Origin of the sequence: Celeribacter halophilus (assembly GCF_900114135.1) — a bacterium.
In the GTDB taxonomy this organism is placed as follows: Bacteria; Pseudomonadota; Alphaproteobacteria; order Rhodobacterales; family Rhodobacteraceae; genus Celeribacter; species Celeribacter halophilus.
Window position 1 is genome coordinate 224,312 of the sequence record NZ_FORY01000001.1, and the last position, 17,782, is coordinate 242,093.

The 17,782-nt window shown below is 59.2% G+C and carries 17 protein-coding genes and 1 riboswitch; of the genes, 12 read left to right on the forward strand and 5 right to left on the reverse strand.

The window, feature by feature from the left end:
- Window positions 1-31: 31 nt before the first annotated feature.
- Window positions 32-1,096, reverse strand: coding sequence for an alkane 1-monooxygenase (locus BM152_RS01065; RefSeq protein ID WP_066603742.1), 1,065 nt, complete (start codon window positions 1,094-1,096; stop codon window positions 32-34).
- A 94-nt stretch (window positions 1,097-1,190) separates the two neighbouring features.
- On the opposite strand from BM152_RS01065, the gene BM152_RS01070 reads away from it, so the two are divergent.
- From BM152_RS01070 to BM152_RS01090, 5 genes are all read left to right on the forward strand, one after another.
- The gene (locus tag BM152_RS01070) at window positions 1,191-1,892 is read left to right on the forward strand and encodes a lysoplasmalogenase family protein (protein ID WP_066603332.1); all 702 of its coding nucleotides are present in this window, start codon (window positions 1,191-1,193) and stop codon (window positions 1,890-1,892) included.
- A gap of 40 nt (window positions 1,893-1,932) precedes the next feature.
- The gene (ftsY, locus tag BM152_RS01075) at window positions 1,933-3,201 is read left to right on the forward strand and encodes a signal recognition particle-docking protein FtsY (RefSeq protein WP_066603334.1); all 1,269 of its coding nucleotides are present in this window, start codon (window positions 1,933-1,935) and stop codon (window positions 3,199-3,201) included.
- A complete protein-coding gene (locus BM152_RS01080) occupies window positions 3,201-3,629 on the forward strand; it encodes a GNAT family N-acetyltransferase (RefSeq protein ID WP_066603343.1) in 429 nt (142 codons plus the stop codon). Before ftsY ends, BM152_RS01080 begins: the two co-directional genes overlap by 1 nt.
- A gap of 69 nt (window positions 3,630-3,698) precedes the next feature.
- A complete protein-coding gene (locus BM152_RS01085; RefSeq protein ID WP_066603346.1) occupies window positions 3,699-4,601 on the forward strand; it encodes a DMT family transporter in 903 nt (300 codons plus the stop codon).
- Window positions 4,602-4,612: 11 nt separating this feature from the next.
- Window positions 4,613-5,236, forward strand: a complete 624-nt coding sequence (locus BM152_RS01090; RefSeq protein WP_066603349.1) for an inner membrane-spanning protein YciB — start codon at window positions 4,613-4,615, stop codon at window positions 5,234-5,236.
- Between the two features lie 6 nt (window positions 5,237-5,242).
- Here BM152_RS01090 and BM152_RS01095 read toward each other — a convergent pair whose 3' ends face one another.
- The 3 genes from BM152_RS01095 to BM152_RS01105 are packed head-to-tail and all read right to left on the reverse strand — an operon-like array spanning window position 5,243 to window position 8,058.
- Window positions 5,243-6,370 (reverse strand): alpha/beta hydrolase, encoded by a 1,128-nt coding sequence (locus BM152_RS01095; protein WP_066603352.1) that lies wholly within the window; start codon window positions 6,368-6,370, stop codon window positions 5,243-5,245.
- On the reverse strand, window positions 6,367-7,095 hold the full coding sequence (locus BM152_RS01100; protein WP_066603355.1) for a glutathione S-transferase N-terminal domain-containing protein: 729 nt from the start codon (window positions 7,093-7,095) through the stop codon (window positions 6,367-6,369). The genes BM152_RS01095 and BM152_RS01100 overlap by 4 nt, the downstream gene beginning before the upstream one ends.
- 39 nt (window positions 7,096-7,134) lie before the next feature.
- On the reverse strand, window positions 7,135-8,058 hold the full coding sequence (locus BM152_RS01105) for a DUF726 domain-containing protein (RefSeq protein ID WP_066603358.1): 924 nt from the start codon (window positions 8,056-8,058) through the stop codon (window positions 7,135-7,137).
- A gap of 146 nt (window positions 8,059-8,204) precedes the next feature.
- Window positions 8,205-8,283: riboswitch (SAM riboswitch) on the forward strand.
- A 70-nt stretch (window positions 8,284-8,353) separates the two neighbouring features.
- On the opposite strand from BM152_RS01105, the gene metZ reads away from it, so the two are divergent.
- The 5 genes from metZ (at window position 8,354) to BM152_RS01130 (ending at window position 14,176) form a co-directional block, all read left to right on the forward strand.
- On the forward strand, window positions 8,354-9,538 hold the full coding sequence (metZ, locus tag BM152_RS01110; protein ID WP_066603361.1) for an O-succinylhomoserine sulfhydrylase: 1,185 nt from the start codon (window positions 8,354-8,356) through the stop codon (window positions 9,536-9,538).
- 79 nt (window positions 9,539-9,617) lie between these two features.
- Window positions 9,618-10,715: a GTP cyclohydrolase FolE2 gene (gene folE2, locus BM152_RS01115; RefSeq protein ID WP_066603745.1), complete on the forward strand. Its 1,098-nt coding sequence runs from the start codon at window positions 9,618-9,620 to the stop codon at window positions 10,713-10,715.
- 37 nt (window positions 10,716-10,752) lie between these two features.
- A complete protein-coding gene (locus tag BM152_RS01120) occupies window positions 10,753-11,139 on the forward strand; it encodes a DUF2946 family protein (RefSeq protein ID WP_066603362.1) in 387 nt (128 codons plus the stop codon).
- 89 nt (window positions 11,140-11,228) lie between these two features.
- Complete coding sequence (locus tag BM152_RS01125; protein ID WP_066603364.1) at window positions 11,229-12,635, forward strand: PepSY-associated TM helix domain-containing protein; 1,407 nt, start codon at window positions 11,229-11,231, stop codon at window positions 12,633-12,635.
- Between the two features lie 92 nt (window positions 12,636-12,727).
- Window positions 12,728-14,176 (forward strand): TrkH family potassium uptake protein, encoded by a 1,449-nt coding sequence (locus BM152_RS01130; protein WP_066603366.1) that lies wholly within the window; start codon window positions 12,728-12,730, stop codon window positions 14,174-14,176.
- Between the two features lie 90 nt (window positions 14,177-14,266).
- On the opposite strand, the gene BM152_RS01135 is transcribed toward BM152_RS01130, so the two are convergent.
- On the reverse strand, window positions 14,267-16,006 hold the full coding sequence (locus BM152_RS01135) for a serine protease (RefSeq protein ID WP_066603368.1): 1,740 nt from the start codon (window positions 16,004-16,006) through the stop codon (window positions 14,267-14,269).
- Between the two features lie 307 nt (window positions 16,007-16,313).
- On the opposite strand from BM152_RS01135, the gene BM152_RS01140 reads away from it, so the two are divergent.
- Together BM152_RS01140 and BM152_RS01145 are read left to right on the forward strand one after the other, a co-directional pair.
- Window positions 16,314-17,258, forward strand: a complete 945-nt coding sequence (locus BM152_RS01140) for a glycine--tRNA ligase subunit alpha (protein ID WP_066603374.1) — start codon at window positions 16,314-16,316, stop codon at window positions 17,256-17,258.
- On the forward strand, window positions 17,255-17,782 hold the full coding sequence (locus BM152_RS01145; RefSeq protein ID WP_066603377.1) for a DUF6446 family protein: 528 nt from the start codon (window positions 17,255-17,257) through the stop codon (window positions 17,780-17,782). The genes BM152_RS01140 and BM152_RS01145 overlap by 4 nt, the downstream gene beginning before the upstream one ends.

A 17,782-nucleotide genomic window follows, 5' to 3' on the forward strand; every position in this document is an offset into this window, starting at 1 on the left:
GAGTCGCTCCACTCACATTCTTAACAGGTGGTTAAAGCTTGTCGCCTTCAGCCTGCTCCGATGTCCCGACAAGCCTCGCAACGCGCGGGTCCATGACCTTGCGCCATAGCGGCGGAATGAGGGCCAGCGTTGCCATAGCCGGAAGCGAACGCGGCAATTGTGGCATGTCTTCGGTGAGTTCCAGCGCGGGATAGGGTTTCATCGGGTGCGCGTGGTGATCCGAGTGTCGTGGCGCGTTGAGCATCAGGAGCGAGGTGAACCATTGCGGACTGTTCCAGCTATGCGCCGGGCCGACAGGTTCATATTTTCCCGGCGCAACCTCGCGGCGGCGAAGCCCGTAATGCTGGACATAATCCGACAGCATGAGCTGGGCGGAGGCATAGCCCGCGAGAAGTATGTATTTGAAAACGCCGAGAAACCCACCGATGACAAATGCGAGGAGCAGGCAGGTAACAGCCCCGCCGATATAGAGCGCATAGGGATGCAGGTCTGTCGATTTCGCCCGTGCGCGCATGGCATTTTCCTCCCGCAGTCCGGCCCTGAACGAGCCGCCCCATGCGCGCGGCAAAAAGCGGTAATAGCTCATGCCCGCGGGGGCGGAGTTGGGGTCTTGCGGGGAGGCGGCATAGCGGTGATGCACCCGCACATGGGCGGTGGCATGGTGGCCGAACAGCAACGTGATATAGACCCATGTGCCAAGGCGGCGCAGCGTCCTGTCGGAGCGGTGGACCAGTTCGTGAGCGTTGGAATTGGAGACCTGCCCAAAGAACAGCCCCATGCCGAGAAACACGAACACGCGTTCCCAGAATGCAAGCTGCCCATTCGAGAGCGCCCAGACCGCCAGTGGCAAAAGCGCAAAATGCGCAAGCGCCAGAACGGTGGAAAGGGCGTTTGCGTCGGGAAATTCGGCTTCAGGGTTTTCAGGATCACAGGCCAGCGCCACAAGTTGATCCAGTGAATAGGCCAGCGCGGTCATATAGAGAAACCCCGCCACGGCCCAAACCCCTCCGAACAGCGCGCCCAAGGCCAGAAGGGCCACAGGCATCAAGGTGCTGACGGCGAAAAAGCGAATGATGTGAGTGGTTTTTCTTGCCATGTGCTGCGCCATAGACGTCCCTTAGAAACTATGCTGACTATAGGTTGCACAGCGGGACCATGCAAAAGCAAAACCTGCGACAAAAGCGGAGGGGATGATGTTGGAACTGGTTTTGCTGACATTGGCGGGACTATCGGCTTTGTCCTATCTGCCGCTGACGGCCTCCGCTCCGTCGATGTGGCGCAGCGGGATCAAGACCCTGCCTTTAAGTCTGTTTGCCTTTGTAGCGTTCTGGGGCGGAGGGCCGGTGTGGTTGATCGTGGGGCTGACCTTTTCTGCGCTGGGAGATTTCGCGCTGTCCTGCACAGGATCAGATACGAGATCAGACACGGCGCTGTCGCGCACGGGATCAGGAAGCGCAGAGCACGCGTTTCTCTTGGGGCTTGTCAGTTTTGCGGCGGCCCATCTTTGCTACGCGATTATGTTTTGGGGATCGGTCGAGACCGTCAGCTGGCCCGCGATCGCAAGTCTGGCAGTTCTGGCGCTGTCGACAGAGGTCTGGCTTGCACCCTATACGGGGGCGCTTCGTGGCCCTGTGCGGGGCTATGTTTTGCTGATCTGTGTGATGACGGGGCTGGCGTTGAGCCTGCCTGCTGGACTGCGTCTGGCCAGTGTCGGTGCGGTGCTGTTCTTGTGCTCCGATCTCGTCTTGTCGCTGCAACTGTTCCGCATGGGGCAAAATACATGGCAGGCGCGGGGTGCGGGCTATCTGCTCTGGGGGCTTTATATTCTCGGGCAGGGTGCGATCCTTTTCGCGTTTTTAGGCCGCTTTGGCGAGGTTTGGGGGCTTTCATAAAAAGACAAGACCGATTAAGTGACGGGAGAACGGAGGCCCCATGTCGCTTTTTTCGAAACTGAAATCCCGTCTGATGAAAACTTCGTCGAAGCTCGACGAGGGTTTGGAAGCTATTGTCGAGGATGGTGGCGAGGAGAGCAACGTTTCGGAGGCCTTGGTTGAAGAGGCAGTGCCCGCAACAGAGACGCCCGAAGCGCCGGAACCTGACGTGACGCCTGAGCCGATGCCGGAGCCTGAGCCGGCACCGGTCCCTGAGCCCGCCGCGCCGGAAGCGGACCCCGTGCCCGCTGATGTGCCGCAGGAAGTGCCGCCCGCGCCAGCGCCGATGGAAACTCCTGTGGAAGCCCCAGTGGAAATGCCCGCAGAAGCGCCGGTTGAGATTCCTGTCGAAAAGGTGGTCGAGGCTCCCGCCGAGACGGTCAAACCCGGATTTCTGGGACGGCTTCTGGGACGCAAGGAAAGCAAAACCGTCACGCGCCGCGCGCTGGATGACGATATGCTGGAGCAGTTGGAAGAGCTGCTGATCTCCGCCGATATGGGCGTGGAGACCTCCATGCGTGTCACCGCGGCCATGGCTGAAGGGCGCTATGGCAAGAAACTTTCTGTCGAAGAGATCAAACGCCTGATGGCGCAAGAAGTGGCGCGCATTATGGAACCGGTCGCCAAGCCCATGCCGCTCTACACCAAAACGCCGCAAGTCGTGCTGGTCGTTGGGGTTAATGGCTCCGGCAAGACGACGACCATTGGTAAGCTGGCCAGCCAGTTCAAAGCTGCGGGGAAATCCGTGGTGATTGCTGCGGGCGATACCTTCCGTGCGGCTGCCGTGGAACAGTTGCAGGTCTGGGGCGAGCGTGCCGGTGTGCCGGTTCTGACCGCGCCGGAGGGCTCCGATCCGGCCTCGCTGGCCTTTGACGCGATGACCAAGGCACAGGAAACCGGCGCCGATCTGTTGATGATCGACACGGCGGGACGGTTGCAAAACCGTGCGGACCTGATGGAGGAGCTTGCCAAGATTGTTCGCGTGATCCGCAAGAAAGACCCGACCGCGCCGCACAACACTTTGCTTGTGCTTGATGCCACGACAGGGCAAAACGCGGTTTCGCAGGTCGAGATTTTCCGGAATATCGCGGATGTTTCCGGCCTTGTTATGACGAAACTTGACGGGACTGCCAAAGGCGGGGTTCTGGTCAGTCTGGCCGACAAGTTCGGTCTGCCGATTCACGCCATTGGCGTCGGCGAACAGATTGACGATCTCGCGCCTTTCGATCCCGAAGAATTTGCCGCGGCCCTGACGGGTCTGGAGGTTTGATGCTCGAAATTCTGCACGCCATTGGCCCGCAATCCTGGGTCTCGGCCGGTGATCCTCTGGAGCGCCGCGAAGCCATGCAGGAACTGTTTTTCGATCATCCGGTCTGTCCGGATGACACGGAGGAAGATTGGCCGGAGGATCGGGAGCTTTACGCTGAGATGGTCGTGGTTCAGGGCGAGCGCCTTGTGGGCACGGCGATGCTTGTGGTCGATCCCGAACGCGAAGACCGTCCGGCCCGAATCTGGGGTATGGGTATTTTGCCAGAGTTCCGCACGGATTTTGTGATCCGCACGCTCGAAGAAGCGCTGATTGCCGCAGGCTATCTTGATCCGGCCTATCCGTTCATCGAGGCAACCGACGGGATGCTGGTCCCCAACCCCTATGCGGAGATGCCGGGGTTCAATCGGGCCGATCCGCGCGCGGCATGAGCTAAGTGCGCAGACGCTGTGCGCTTTCGCGCTCTGGACCTTTCGCAATGTGACAGATAGCACAGGCCCATGAGCGATTTTATTATTTCCCTTGAAGGCACGGAAACGGGTCATCACGCGGCGCTTATTCTGGCGCTGATGGCGGCATTTCTGCATGCTTTGTTCGGTGCCCTGCAAAAGGGCAAACATGATCCGTGGCTGTCGCGCGGCGCTATGGATTTTTTCTATTGTATCATCGCGGCCCCGTTCGCCCTTTTTGTGGTGCCGTGGCCGGAGCCGCATATGTGGCTGATTTTCCTCGGGATGTTTGTGATCCACATGGGCTACAAGGTCGCGCAGGGCTACACATATACCAAAGGTGCCTACACAGTCGTTTACCCTGTGGTGCGTGGGTCCGGGCCCCTGTTTGCCGTCATCGGCGCGGGGTTTGTGTTCGGCGAGCATTTCTCTTTGGTGCAATGGCTGGGCGTGATGGTGCTGCTCTCCGGCATCTTCGGGCTGGCGGTCTATAACCTGCGCACCATCACGGTCGGGCGCGAGACCATGGTGCCAGCCTTGATGCTGGCGGTTCTGACCGGCGCTTTCGTGGCACTCTACACCACCTATGATGCTTACGGCATTCGTGCCACGGCGGACCCCTTCACCTTCCTTGCGTGGTTCTTTTTCCTCGACGGTCTGGTGATGCCTGTGGTGGCCTTGCTGCGCTACCGGAATATGGAATATAAACCCGCGCTTGGCCCTTTGGCGGTCAAAGGTTTTTTCGGCGGGATTGTGGCCTATTTCTCTTTTGGCTGTATCATGCTGGCGACGCGCCTCGACAATGTGGGCGAGGCGGCGGTGCTGCGGGAAACCTCGACGGTTTTCGCAGCGCTGATCGGCTGGATCGTATTGGGCGAAAAGGTCGGACCGAGAAGATTGTCCCTCATGGCCTTGATTGCGGCCGGGGCCGTCATAGTTGAGATGGGCGGCTGAAAGAGGACCGGATGAGCGACACACCTGAAAAACACATCAAACCTGCGGTGAAAACCGCGCTGGAAATGGGGCCGATCTTCGCGTTCTTCGCGGGATATATCGCGCTGCGCGATCATGTCTTTACCATCGCGGGCACGGAGTATTCCGGTTTCATCGTGATGACAGCGCTGTTCATCCCGATCCTTGCTGCCTCGACCTTTGTTCTTTGGCGGCTGACCGGACGGCTGTCCGCGATGCAGATCATGACGCTGGTGCTGGTGGTGGTCTTTGGCGGTCTGACGATCTGGCTCAATGACGAGCGGTTCTTCAAGATGAAGCCGACGATGATCTACCTCATGTTCGGCGGTATTCTGGGCGTCGGGTTGTTGCGCTCGAAAAGCTATCTGTCGCTGGTGCTGGGCGAGGTCATGCCCTTGGATGTGGAAGGCTGGCGCAAGCTTGAATTCCGTATGATGCTGTTTTTCTTCGGCTTGGCGATCGCCAATGAGGCAATCTGGCGGACGATGACGACCGACACTTGGGTGAAGTTCAAAACCTTTGGTCTGCCGATTGCGATGCTGGCGTTTTTCATGGCGCAAAGCGGGCTGATGGCGCGTCACTCGACCGAGGTGGCCGACGAGGACACGCCGGAATAAAGAGAGTTACTGCCCGCTGATCGTGTAGGGCAGATATGCGACGGCCAGAGCGGCGGTGCCGGTCAATGTGAGTCCTTCGACCAGAATGTCCTGACCGGGGGCACCTTCGACAATTTCGGAGAGCAGCGTGCCGGAGGCAATCATCGCCAATAGGGCGGGCGATTGCATCAGTGAGGAATGCCCCAGAGGATCGCCCATCGGTGCGCCGGTGGTGTCGATGACCGTGACACCGAGCTTGCGCAAGTCCTCGATATTCTCCGCCGCTCCCACACGGGGGTGTCCGCCGGTGAGCACCGAGGATATCTTGAGCGCCTGATCGCGGCGGGAGCCAAACACGGCCAGATCTATGTTGTAAGGCTCAAGATCACTCACCTGCCGCCGGAACAGATCCACGTCAATGTCAGGCTGGCTCAAGGCGACCCCTTCCAGACGCGATAACGTCCGGCGGTCTCCTTCGAGCGCCAGTCGCTTGATGGCTTCCATCGCGAGCAGACCACCCATGGAATGCGCCAGAACAAGGACGCTCTCCGCGCGACTGCGTGCCAGAAGTTTCAGTGTGTCCGCCAGAGCCGTGCGCGCATAGAGCACCGAATCCCGATCATACGCATAGCGCGAGATGCGACCGGCGGAGGGCCATGAGAACAGCACCATCGGCTGTTCCAGTGCGAAGTCGGTGGTGATCTGTGCTGTGCGGAACACCGCGCCGGGGTAGGAGACGTTAAAGCCGTGGACAAAGACCACCACGCTGCGCTCGCCCTTGGGCAGGGCGCTGACGCGAGTGTTTACGCGGTCTATGAATGCCTGCTCCGTGTCAAAGGCTTCGCTGTCGGTGACGAAAAACTGGGTGTCCGCATCAAGCGGTTTGCGCGGAAACGAATATTCCCCCGGTTTGCGCTCCGGTGGGATGGAAATGCGGTAGTTGCGGTAGAACGGTGTGTCTGAACGCAATTCCTCAAAGCCGAGTGTCGGGTCGGGAGAAACCTGACGATTGGTCACGACCAGAATGTTTTCCTGTTTCAGGCCGTTGATGTCGGGCACCTCTTGCGGGAGGTTGAGACGGGGGGAGGCGCAGCCGCTGACGCTGAACGTCAGTGCGCTGGCCCCCAAGACCATTTCCCGGCGGGTGAGATTCACCCCTTTTTCTCCTGAGATGCGGCTTTGCCAAACAGCACCTTTTGCGCCTCTTTGTCGCCTGCAATGCCGCCACGCTTTTCGGCAGCCACAGCGCGCCCGCGTTTGACAGCGGAACGCGCACCGATGCGTTCGATCCAGTGTTTGAGATGGGGTTTGTCGTCGAGTGTCTGTTCCTGTTTCTCCCATAGGGAGGCCCAAGGCCAGATCGCCATATCCGCGATAGAATAGAAATCTCCCGCGACGAACTCCTCTTGTGCCAGACGACGGTCCAGCACGCCGTAGAGGCGGGCGACTTCGTTGCGGTAGCGGTCCTTCGCATAGGGTAAATCAACGGGGGGCTCCATATTGGGAGCATAGCTCAGGAAATGATGTGCCTGTCCGGCCATCGGTCCCAGCCCGCCCATCTGCCACATCAACCATTGATCGACCGCCACCTGATCGCGTTCGCCGCCGCCGTAAAACTTGCCGGATTTGCGCGCGAGATATTGCAGGATCGCACCGGATTCGAAGATCGAAATCGGCCGTCCGCCCGGGCCTTCAGGGTCAACGATGGCGGGCATCCGGTTGTTGGGCGAGAGTTTGAGGAACTCGGGATCGAACTGTTCCCCCGCTCCGATATTCACCAGTTTGACTTCATAGGGCAGGTCCATCTCTTCGAGCGCGATGGAGATTTTCCAGCCGTTCGGGGTAGGCCAGTAGTAGAGCGTGATGGGGGTGTCGATCATCTGTTCATGTCCGTGCAATCATCGCCAGAAGGGCTTTCCTCAAGATGACGCTTTGCGCGAAAAGGACAAGGGCGAAACGCGGGGAAGGCACGGCAACAGATGAGAAAAACGGGGAGTTGGCTCGGCGGGCAGCTGATCTTGCAAAAGGCTCAAGGGCAAACGCTCGGGATGGCGTAGCGCACTTCGGTAGAAATCGAACATCCCTTCGCGCAGATAGGGCGACCAGTGACAGACCTTTTTGTTTGCCGCAGGGATGTCATAGCCGCAGCGCAAAAGCATGGCACGGGTGGCGTCATGGTCAATCTGAACGTCACACCATGCGCGATGTGTGGTGCCAAGTCCGGCGCCCAGCGGGCGGGATGGACCATGATCCGGTGAGAGCGCCAGTTCCAGCAGGAGGTCGAAGAGATCGTTTTCCCGCGAGGTGATGTTGAGCACTTCGGCGGTGCGGCCCGCTTCCGTGTCGAGCGCATGTTCTGCGGTGGAGCGGAACTCGGCCGCCGCCAGAAGAATCGCGCGGCGCACCATGCCTTCGGGCAAATGGGGCAGTGCGGTGAGGATCACCCGTGCGCCCAGTGAATGCCCGATGAGGTGAACGGGACGGTCGCATGTCCAGATCAGACGGGCGAGTGCCTCACCGGTGGCGCGTGCTTGTTGGTAGGCCTGCCAAAGGGAGCCGCGCGCCTGCCAGCCCAAGGCGATACAGAGTCCCTCACTTGGATCACCTGTGCCAAAGCCCAAGCCGCGCGGCCAGCTTCGCGCTGTGCGGGAGGGGCTTTGCGGATTAAGCGACAGGATATGTGCATGCGGGTCGTGCTGTGGATCTCTGGGCGAAAACTTGTAGCCGTGGATGCAGATGATCACAGGCGCGTCTTGGGGCAAGGTCGCCAGCGCCTGACGCAGAGCCTGTCGTGTGCCGGAGCGGAGAAAGGGACCGTCGGTATTGATCTTCAAAAGGGGCATGGCGTGCCGCTTCCTGTGACATCATCTGACGCGAGACTGCGCGGGGAATGTCACGATGCTGCGACGGAAAAGTGACTCTTTGATAACGCCTCCGTGCGCGTCTTTCGTTGTCATGTGCTTGACAGAGTGTCGCGGGATTTGTACCCCGCCTGCCATGTGGTGATTTGTTCTCCGGATTGCGGGCCACAGGAAAGATACCGCTAAAGAGGTCAGGACGAGACGCAGGGTTGGATAGACCCGCCGTGCCCCCGCTCTTGATCGAGAGGGGGCTTTTTTGTCGAAAGGGATTGCGACGATGGCGAAAGACAGCTGGAAAACCCAAACGAAACTCATTCATGACGGCGTGCGCCGCTCGCAATATGGCGAGGTGTCCGAAGCGCTCTTCCTGACGCAGGGCTTTGTCTATGACACAGCAGAGGCTGCAGAGGCACGTTTTGTCAATCAGGGCGAAGACGAATTCATCTACGCGCGCTATGGCAACCCGACCACGCGCATGTTCGAGGACCGGATGGCTGCGATCGAGGGCTGCGAAGATGCTTTTGCGACCGCCTCCGGCATGGCGGCTGTTGCGGGGGCGTTGATGTCGGTTCTGAAGGCGGGCGATCATCTTGTGTCGTCCAAGGCCCTGTTCGGCTCCTGCCTTTATATCGTCACCGAAGTGCTGCCGAAATTTGGGATCGAGACCACTTTGGTGGATGGTACCAACCTTAACGAATGGAAAGCGGCGCTTCGCCCCGACACAAAGGCGGTGTTCCTTGAGAGCATTTCCAATCCGACGCTTGAGGTCATCGACCTTAAAGCCGTGTCCGATCTGGCCCATGCGGTCGGCGCGCTGGTCGTGGTGGACAATGCTATGTGCACGCCGATTTTCTCCTATGCAAAAGACTGTGGTGCCGATCTGATCATCTATTCGACCACCAAACATGTGGACGGGCAGGGGCGTTGTCTGGGCGGCATCATCGCAGGGGACAAAGAGCTGATCCGCGGACCTGTCGAGACCTATATCAAACACACGGGCGGCGCGATTTCGCCGTTCAATGCGTGGATTCAGTTGAAGTCTCTCGACACGCTCGACCTGCGCGTGCGGCGTCAGGCGGAGACGGCGATGAAGCTCTGTGAAGCGCTTGACGGCCATCCTGCCCTCAATTCCGTGCGCTACCCGACCTATAAATCGCACCCGCAATACGATCTTGCCAAAGCACAATCCGAGGCGGCAGGCACGGTGATCACGGTTGATCTCAAAGGCGGCAAGGAGGCGGCGTTCAAATTCCTCAATGCGCTTGAGGTCTTTACGCTTTCGAACAATTTCGCCGATGCGAAATCCATCGCGACCCACCCCTGCACCACGACGCACAAGAACGTGCCTGTGGAGAAACGTCCCGAACTGGGGCTTACGGATGGTTTGGTGCGCCTTTCGATGGGACTTGAGGACAGCGCGGATATTGTCGCGGACATTCTCGGCGCGCTTGAGGCGGTCTGAGCGGGCCGGATATGGTCTGCGCAGTGGTCTGTTGCCGAAAACCGTCTATATGAAAGGCGAAAGGGATTTGCCGATGAATATGCAGACAAGTGAGCGCGATCAAAACGACAGGGCGGCCGCAGAGGCGGCCCTGAAGGCCCTGCGCGATTGGGCGGCAAAGGCTACGCCGACGGAAGTGGCGGAGCTTGATCCGGCCATTTCGCGGCTGTTGCCGGAGGCGGATGACTTCGCCAATTATCCGGCGCTGCGTCGTGCTTACCCTGAGGATTTCGAAGTGTCCGAAGGCTACAAAGACAGCTTACCGGACCTACAAAATGGACCGGAGAGCCTGATCAAAGGTGCCAAGCGGCAAATCCAGCATGTTGGCATCTCGAATTTTCGCCTGCCGATCCGGTTCAAGACCCGCGACAATGGAGATCTGACGCTTGAGACCTCTGTGACGGGCACCGTGTCTTTGGAGGCGGAGAAAAAGGGCATCAACATGTCCCGGATCATGCGCTCCTTTTACAAACATGCGGAGCGCAGCTTTTCCTTTGATGTGATCGCGGCGGCTTTGCGCGACTATCAAAGCGATCTCGACAGTTTCGATGCGCGCATCCAGATGCGGTTTTCCTTTCCGGTGAAACGACCGTCCCTGCGGTCGGGTCTTGAGGGGTATCAATATTACGACATTGCTCTGGAGCTTGTAGAGCAGGGCGGGAAAATGACAGAAATCATGCATCTGGACTATGTATATAGCTCCACTTGCCCCTGTTCTCTTGAACTTTCCGAACATGCGCGGCGCACGCGGCATCAACTTGCGACGCCGCATTCGCAACGCTCTGTGGCGCGAATCTCGGTGGAGGTGAAGAACCAGCCGGACACGCTTTGGTTCGAAGATTTGATCGACCTGTGCCGGTCAGTCGTGCCGACAGAGACACAGGTGATGGTCAAGCGCGAGGACGAGCAGGCTTTTGCAGAACTCAACGCGGCCAATCCGATTTTCGTCGAAGACGCGGCGCGGCTCTTTGCCGAGGCGCTGGAATCTGACGGGCGTATCGGGGATTTCCGTGTCATCGCCAGCCATCAGGAAAGCCTGCATTCCCATGATGCGGTTTCCGTGCTGACCGAAGGCGAGACCTTTGCTGCACACAGCCTTGATCCGAAGCTGTTTTCGACCCTTTTCCACGTCGGCTGAACGCGCCTGTGACGGGTGAGGTTTGAGGCTTTCACGAATGCGTGAAAGCAGCTACAAGATCGCCATGTTGGGACGCTCGATCCGCATTCTCCTGCTTCTGGGCGTGATGCTCGGGATCGTGGGGCCGAAGTCTTCGGCCCTGATGGCGCAGCTTGGCCTGATCAATGCCCGAACCATCGTGATCTGTACCGGTGACGGGCTTCAGACCATCACCCTTGATGCCAACGGCAATCCTGTCGAGCATCAGGAGACCCGCTCACAACCCTGTCCGCTGTGTAACGTCACACCCGCTCTAGCGGGGGCGGCCTTGGCGGAGCCTGTTCTGGCGCTCTATGATCTGGCGGATTATCCGAAACCTGCGGATGTCTCGGGACGTGACGCGCCCTATACCCTCAGCTTCCCCCGCGCCCCGCCGCAAGTCTGATCCTTTCTCTGAACCCATTACAGAAATCTATCGCCCGATCCGGCCCGTGAGACCCACGCGGCGGTCGGGTTGTGAAAGGATGTGAGACCATGGTCGCACTCGATCAATCCCCTGCGCAAGAGAGCCAGGGCGCGGCGGATCATACCGCCAAATTCTACCGCGCCGCGTGGCGCTGGCATTTCTATGCCGGACTTTATGTCATTCCGTTTTTCATCATGCTGGCTGTGACAGGTATGCTGATGATGTGGATCGCCTTTATCGACGGGCGCGACGGGGAGAAAACCGCCGTGATCCCGCAAGAGGCACCGCTTGCTGTCTCCGTTCAGGCGCAGGCCGCGCTGGATGCGTTTCCGGATGGCCGCCTTATCCAATATGTTGCCCCGCGTGCCGACGATCTGGCAGCATTGTTTCGCATTGATACGGACGCGGGCGCGATGGTGGCTGTGGTCGATCCCTACACGGCAGATGTGCTCGAAACCTTCCCGCGCCGTTCCGGCCTTTACGATCTCATGGACAACACCCACGGCGAGCTTTTGATCGGTGTCACGGGCGACCGTATGGTCGAGATCGCCGCCTCTTTGGGGGTGATCCTGTTGGTGACAGGGCTTTATCTCTGGTGGCCACGCGAGGCGCGTTTGCGGGAGGCCTTGTTGCCCAACCTGCGGGCACGCGGACGGGCGCTGTGGAAAAACCTGCATTCGGTTGTGGGCATATGGATTTCGGTGATCCTGTTATTCTTCCTCATCTCGGGTCTGTCTTGGGCCGGTGTCTGGGGGGAGAAGGTTGTTCAGGCCTGGTCCAGTTTTCCCGCCGAGAAATGGGGCGCGCCTCTGTCGGATGTGACCCACGGTTCGATGAATGACGGCCCGAAAGAAGTGCCTTGGGCCTTGGAGCAAACGCTCATGCCCGCGTCAGGGTCTCTGTTCGGTGAAGACGGGTTGAAGGCCGGTGTTCCCGTGACCCTCGACACGATGGATGCGTTGGCACGCGAGATCGGGTTTGATGCGCGCTATCAGATGAACTTGCCCAAGGGCGAGACGGGCGTTTTCACCTTTTCGCGCGATAGTATGAACACGGACAGCGTTGATCCTTTGTCGGATCGCACCGTTCATGTGGATCGCTACACGGGGAAAATTCTCGCCGATGTCCGCTATGAGGATTATTCTCTGATGGGCAAGGCGATGGCCGTAGGCATTGCGCTCCACATGGGCACGGCAGGGCTTTGGGTCATTCTGTTGAACACGGTCTTCTGCCTCTCGGAGATCTTCCTGTGTGTGTCCGGTGTGGTCATGTGGTGGAAACGTCGTCCCTCAGGGTCGTTCCGTATCGCGCCTCCGCCGATGCCAAAGAACATGCCGCTTTGGAAAGGGGCTGTGGTGCTCGGGCTGTTGCTGAGCTTTGCGTTCCCGATGGCAGGGCTGACGCTCCTGACTGTGTTGCTTCTGGATTGGCTGGTGATCAGTCGGGTTCCTGCACTCAGACGCGTGCTTCTGTAAGCATGAGCTTTTCTGACATGGCCGGTCTGCGAGGGTCGGCCATGCTTGTTATGCGCTTGACTTGGCCGTGAAGCGCGGCCAAGCCTTGCCCCATGACGGATATGAGACCTGTTGGATATGTGATCGGCACGCTCGTTTCCCTTTTGGGGATGACGATGGTGATCCCCATGATGATCGACCTGTATTTCGGGTCTGGGGATTGGGATGTGTTTTTCACCTCTGGTGTGATCACTTTCGGCTTCGGGGTGGCCTTGATGCTCTCGACCCAGAACGGTCAGCAGCAGGGGCTGTCCATTCAGCAGATGTTCCTGCTGACCACGCTGATCTGGCTCATTTTGCCCTTGTTCGGCGGTATCCCCTTCATTCTTGGCGCGACCGAGGCCAGCCTGACGGATGCGTTTTTCGAAGCCATGTCGGGAGTCACCACCACGGGTGCGACTGTGTTTTCTGGGCTTGATGATCTGCCCGAAGGCATTCTGCTCTGGCGGTCGATGTTGCAATGGTTCGGTGGCGTCGGGATCATTGTGGTCGCTATGGTCTTCCTGCCCGAACTCAAAGTGGGCGGGATGCAGGTGTTTCGCACGGAAGCCTTTGATACGGATGGAAAAGTCCTGCCGCGCGCGGGGGAGATCGCAGCGCGTATTTCGGTCATCTATGTGGCGCTGACGGTCCTGTGCTTTCTGGGCTATTTGCTGGTGGGCATGACAATTTTCGACGCGCTCAACCATGCGCTCACCACGCTGTCCACCGGCGGGTTCTCTACTCATGATGCGTCTTTCGGAGCCTTTCAGGGGCCTGCGGAATATGTATCCGCTTTCTTCATGATACTCGCCAGCCTGCCATTCGTGCGCTATGTGCAGCTCATCGCCGGCACGGCCAAACCTTTCTGGCGTGACACGCAAATCCATGCCTATTTGACGATTATCTTCGGTCTGACGGTCGGGTTCTCAGTCTACCGTCTTGTGGTCAATGCCGACCATTTCGAACATTCCTTCCGCGAAGGTCTGTTCAATGTTACGTCGATCATTTCCGGCACAGGCTATGCCTCGGTGGATTACCAGCTTTGGGGCGCTTTTCCTGCGGTGGCGTTTTTCTTCATTGGTCTGATCGGCGGATGCGCGGGGTCAACCGCCTGTTCGGTCAAGATTTTCCGCTATCAGCTTTTGTGGGCCTCGATGCGGGCGCAAATCCGCAAGATCCACAGCCCCAACGGTGTTTTCACCCCGCGCTATCAAGGGCACCCTGTGACTGAGGATGTGCTGTCCTCTGTTATGGCTTTCTTTTCGTTTTTCATCGTCACACTCGGCGTCACAGCGGTGCTTCTGGCGGCGACAGGGCTGGATTTTATCACGGCAATTTCCGGTGCCGCCACGGCATTGGCCTGTGTGGGGCCGGGGCTGGGAGATATCATCGGACCTGCGGGGAATTTTGCGACATTGAACGAGCCTGCCAAGTGGATTTTGTGCATCGCGATGCTGATCGGGCGGCTGGAGGTCATGTCGGTTTTCGCGCTGTTTACCATTCGTTTCTGGCGCGGTTGAAGGCGTCTTCCCATTGCGCTCAGTCAAAGAAAACCCCGCCGGAGAGGCGGGGTTTTGTGGTTTTGAAGCTTTGCTATATAGCGCCGGAGATCAGTTCCAGCAGCTCACCAGAACCGTCATGTCGCGCCCGATGGAGACCAGATCGGCCTCCGAGGTGTTGCCGTCAGATGCGGCCATAGCCACGCCGTTTTGCGACAGGAAGCCTGCAAGTTTTTCCATGTCATAGGCAAAGGCCACATCTTCGGGAAGGCTGCGTCCTTCCGGCACCACGGCGGAACCGGGGGCAAGCATACCGATCACAGCGCCGGCACTGTTGAGCACCGGACCGCCCGCTTCACCCGGCAGTGCGGTCATGGCGAGGCGCAAGAGGTCTTCTTCACCGGACAGGCCCTTGTGCTCTGCCATCAGCCCGTAGTTGAGCGTGGGCGCACCAAGGCGGCCCTCATAGGCAAAGCCGGAGACCGAGACTTCGGACTGAAGGCGCGGCAGGTGGCTGTCGAAACGGGCCACGGCAAGCGGAGCCAGAGGTTCTGTCGGGGTCAATAGCGCCATGCCATCGGCAGAGGCCGCGACCGTTGCGTCATAGGTTTCGTCCAGCGTGATCTTGGCACAGCTTGCGACCAGTTCGGCGTCGGTCAGTACCGTGCCCTTGTCATCGACGTAAAAACCGCTGCCGGCTTTTTCAGGGCGGCGGATGTCGAGACCGGCCATGAGATCAATGTCCTGCGCGGCCCCGTCTCCGTAAGCATCGGGCAGGACGCCTTCGGTGGGGGCGAAAGAGGCTTGCATGGCCTCCAGCGCCATCTGATGCCGTTTCTCGTCACCCGTCGGCCAGATCAGGGTCCAGCCTTTGACCGTGCCATTTACCAGTCGTGCCTCGGTGTGGGAGGTGATGCGGGTGTTGGTGCCGGTGAGGCTGAAGCTGTTCTTGTCGCGCGAACGCGGGCCGTCCATCGGCACGATCTCAAGCGTCTGCATGATCTCGTAAAGCCCGCCCAAAGTGGCCTCGTCGCCGGTTTGCGAGATCAAAAGCACCTGTGCTTCGGAGCCGTCTTTGGCGGTATATTTCGCAAACGGCGGCGAGTATTCGGCAAATTCCACCATCCCTGCGGGCAGGGTGATCGAGACACCGGCCACCTCGTCCACCACGGGGGTGAGATCAAGGCTGTCGATGACATCCTGGTAGGCTTTAAGAACCTCGGAGCGCTGGCGCGAGGTCAGGACACCCGTGGCCTCATAGCCTTGCATGGCCTGCCACTCGGACATGGCGCGGCGTGTGCCGGGGCCGAAAGCACCGTCGATGCCGGAGTTGTAGACGCCGGCAAAATGGAGCGCCCTTTGCAAGGCTTCGCGTGCCGGACGGTCCAGCTGCCGCTCGGAGGCGCGGGCCTGCGCGGGCGTCTCATCCAGTTCGACCGGAGTGATCGCAGCGTCGATGACTTGTTCGGTGGGCGCCTCTATGGCCTGCTGTGCTTCCACAGGGGCAAGTGTGGAGACATTAACACCTACCGGCCAGAAGGCATCGCGGAAACCGGAGCCGTCGGTCAGGTAGCTGTCACCGGGAATACGTCCCTGAGCACGCAGCGCGCGGCGGGCGGCTTCGGCTTCGGCTTCGGTCTCGTAAGGGCCAAGCGCGATGGCGTGCCAGCGGCCCGGCAGGTTGAACCCCACGACATTGGGCAATTCGCCAGCGTAGCCACGTGCGGCCTCCGTGGCTTGTGTGAGGGAGGGTTGCGCCTCGATCTGAATCCATTGTTCAGCACAAAGCGCCGTGGTGAGAAACAGAGAGGCGGCAACGCCGAGAGGCGCAACTGCAAAAAACCTAGTCATGAAAACCCTTACTTCTTGGCGAACGGGCTGTTGCCCTTGTCCGGTATTCTGTCATCGCGCGTTAAGAAAGCAGGTTTCAGGCCGAGGTCAACATGCACACGGTCCCACATGTGCAGAAATGAAGGAGGTGTGATCTAAATCGGTCGGTTTGCAGTCAATTCGGGCGGCGAAGGCGGGTCTTCTGCATGGCTGACATTGACGCCCCCCTCGGGCTTGCCTATTGAAGAGCCGCGTTTGACGCGCTCAAACCGGCGACGAAAGCCCGGCGTTGAAACTCTGGTGACGAAACTCTGGCGAAAGACCTCCCATGTCCGAGACTGTAGACAAACCGCGTTCCTTTCAGGAAATCATCCTGAGGCTTCAGGCCTATTGGGCCGCGAAAGGCTGTGCCGTGCTCCAGCCCTATGACATGGAAGTGGGGGCGGGGACCTTCCATCCGGCGACGACGCTGCGCTCTCTGGGCTCGACGCCTTGGGCCGCTTCCTATGTGCAGCCCTCGCGCCGTCCGACGGACGGGCGCTATGGTGAAAACCCGAATCGCTTGCAGCACTACTACCAATATCAGGTGCTCATCAAACCCAGCCCGCCGGATTTGCAGGATCTCTATCTCGGTTCCCTGAAGGCCATCGGGATCGATGCCGAATTGCACGACATCCGCTTCGTCGAGGACGACTGGGAAAGCCCGACCTTGGGCGCTTGGGGCCTTGGTTGGGAAGTCTGGTGCGATGGCATGGAAGTGTCGCAGTTCACCTATTTCCAACAGGTCGGCGGCCATGACTGCAGACCCGTTTCCGGCGAATTGACCTACGGGCTGGAACGTCTGGCCATGTATGTGCTGGGCATCGATCACGTTATGGACATGCCCTACAACGATCCGGACGCTCCGATCGCGTTGTCCTATGGCGATGTGTTCAAGCAAACCGAGGAAGAATATTCCCGCCACAACTTTGACGCGGCCAATACCGAGATGCTTTTGAAGCATTTCGAAGAGGCCGAGGCAGAATGTCATGCGCTTCTGGCGCAGCCTGCCGAAGACCCGAAAACCGGCAAGCGCATCATCATGGTCCATCCGGCCTATGATCAATGTATCAAGGCCTCGCACCTCTTCAACCTGCTGGATGCGCGCGGTGTGATCTCGGTGACCGAACGTCAGGCCTATATCGGACGTGTGCGGACACTGGCCAAAGCCTGTGCCGATGCGTTTGTCCAGACCACGGCGGGCGGCTGGACGCCCGAGGTCGAAGAGGCATGAACGGCAAACTGGTCGCAGGTGGTATCGTGATCTCCGCACTCGTTTTCGGCGCTGGCCTCTATTATTCGCAGGTCTACGCCTATTATGACGCGATCCCGGCGGATGCTCCGGCGGCCACGATCCGTGTGACCACGTTTGAAGGCGTGCAAGAAGACATCCTTGCGGAAAATTTCACAGGGATTGATGCGGAGACCTCTCCCATCAAGTTCCGCGCCTGTTTCACCACGCCTTTGTCCCTGTCGATGATGACAGAGACCTTCCAGCCTTACGAAAACGCGGCCCCTTTGGTGGCGCAGAAATGGTTCAAGTGTTTCGACGCGGCAACCATCGGTGCCGATCTTGAGGCCGGACGCGCCATCGCCTTTCTAGGCGCAGAAAACACCCCCTATGGCATTGATCGTGTGGTCGCCATCTATCCCGATGGCCGCGGCTTTGCCTGGAACCAGATCAACCGCTGCGGGAAAGCCGTCTATGATGGCGATCCCGCCCCCGCGGGCTGTCCGCCCGCACCTGAAGGAAACTGA

Coding starts and splice junctions, on each gene's coding strand:
- BM152_RS01145 (WP_066603377.1), top strand. CDS start 17,255: ATGAACGGCAAACTGGTCGCAGGTGGTATCGTGATCTCCGCACTCGTT.
- BM152_RS01085 (WP_066603346.1), top strand. CDS start 3,699: ATGAGCGATTTTATTATTTCCCTTGAAGGCACGGAAACGGGTCATCAC.
- BM152_RS01140 (WP_066603374.1), top strand. CDS start 16,314: ATGTCCGAGACTGTAGACAAACCGCGTTCCTTTCAGGAAATCATCCTG.
- BM152_RS01135 (WP_066603368.1), bottom strand. CDS start 16,006: ATGACTAGGTTTTTTGCAGTTGCGCCTCTCGGCGTTGCCGCCTCTCTG.
- metZ (WP_066603361.1), top strand. CDS start 8,354: ATGGCGAAAGACAGCTGGAAAACCCAAACGAAACTCATTCATGACGGC.
- BM152_RS01080 (WP_066603343.1), top strand. CDS start 3,201: ATGCTCGAAATTCTGCACGCCATTGGCCCGCAATCCTGGGTCTCGGCC.
- BM152_RS01100 (WP_066603355.1), bottom strand. CDS start 7,095: ATGATCGACACCCCCATCACGCTCTACTACTGGCCTACCCCGAACGGC.
- BM152_RS01105 (WP_066603358.1), bottom strand. CDS start 8,058: ATGCCCCTTTTGAAGATCAATACCGACGGTCCCTTTCTCCGCTCCGGC.
- BM152_RS01065 (WP_066603742.1), bottom strand. CDS start 1,096: ATGGCAAGAAAAACCACTCACATCATTCGCTTTTTCGCCGTCAGCACC.
- ftsY (WP_066603334.1), top strand. CDS start 1,933: ATGTCGCTTTTTTCGAAACTGAAATCCCGTCTGATGAAAACTTCGTCG.
- BM152_RS01125 (WP_066603364.1), top strand. CDS start 11,229: ATGGTCGCACTCGATCAATCCCCTGCGCAAGAGAGCCAGGGCGCGGCG.
- BM152_RS01090 (WP_066603349.1), top strand. CDS start 4,613: ATGAGCGACACACCTGAAAAACACATCAAACCTGCGGTGAAAACCGCG.
- BM152_RS01120 (WP_066603362.1), top strand. CDS start 10,753: ATGCGTGAAAGCAGCTACAAGATCGCCATGTTGGGACGCTCGATCCGC.
- BM152_RS01130 (WP_066603366.1), top strand. CDS start 12,728: ATGACGGATATGAGACCTGTTGGATATGTGATCGGCACGCTCGTTTCC.
- folE2 (WP_066603745.1), top strand. CDS start 9,618: ATGCAGACAAGTGAGCGCGATCAAAACGACAGGGCGGCCGCAGAGGCG.
- BM152_RS01070 (WP_066603332.1), top strand. CDS start 1,191: ATGATGTTGGAACTGGTTTTGCTGACATTGGCGGGACTATCGGCTTTG.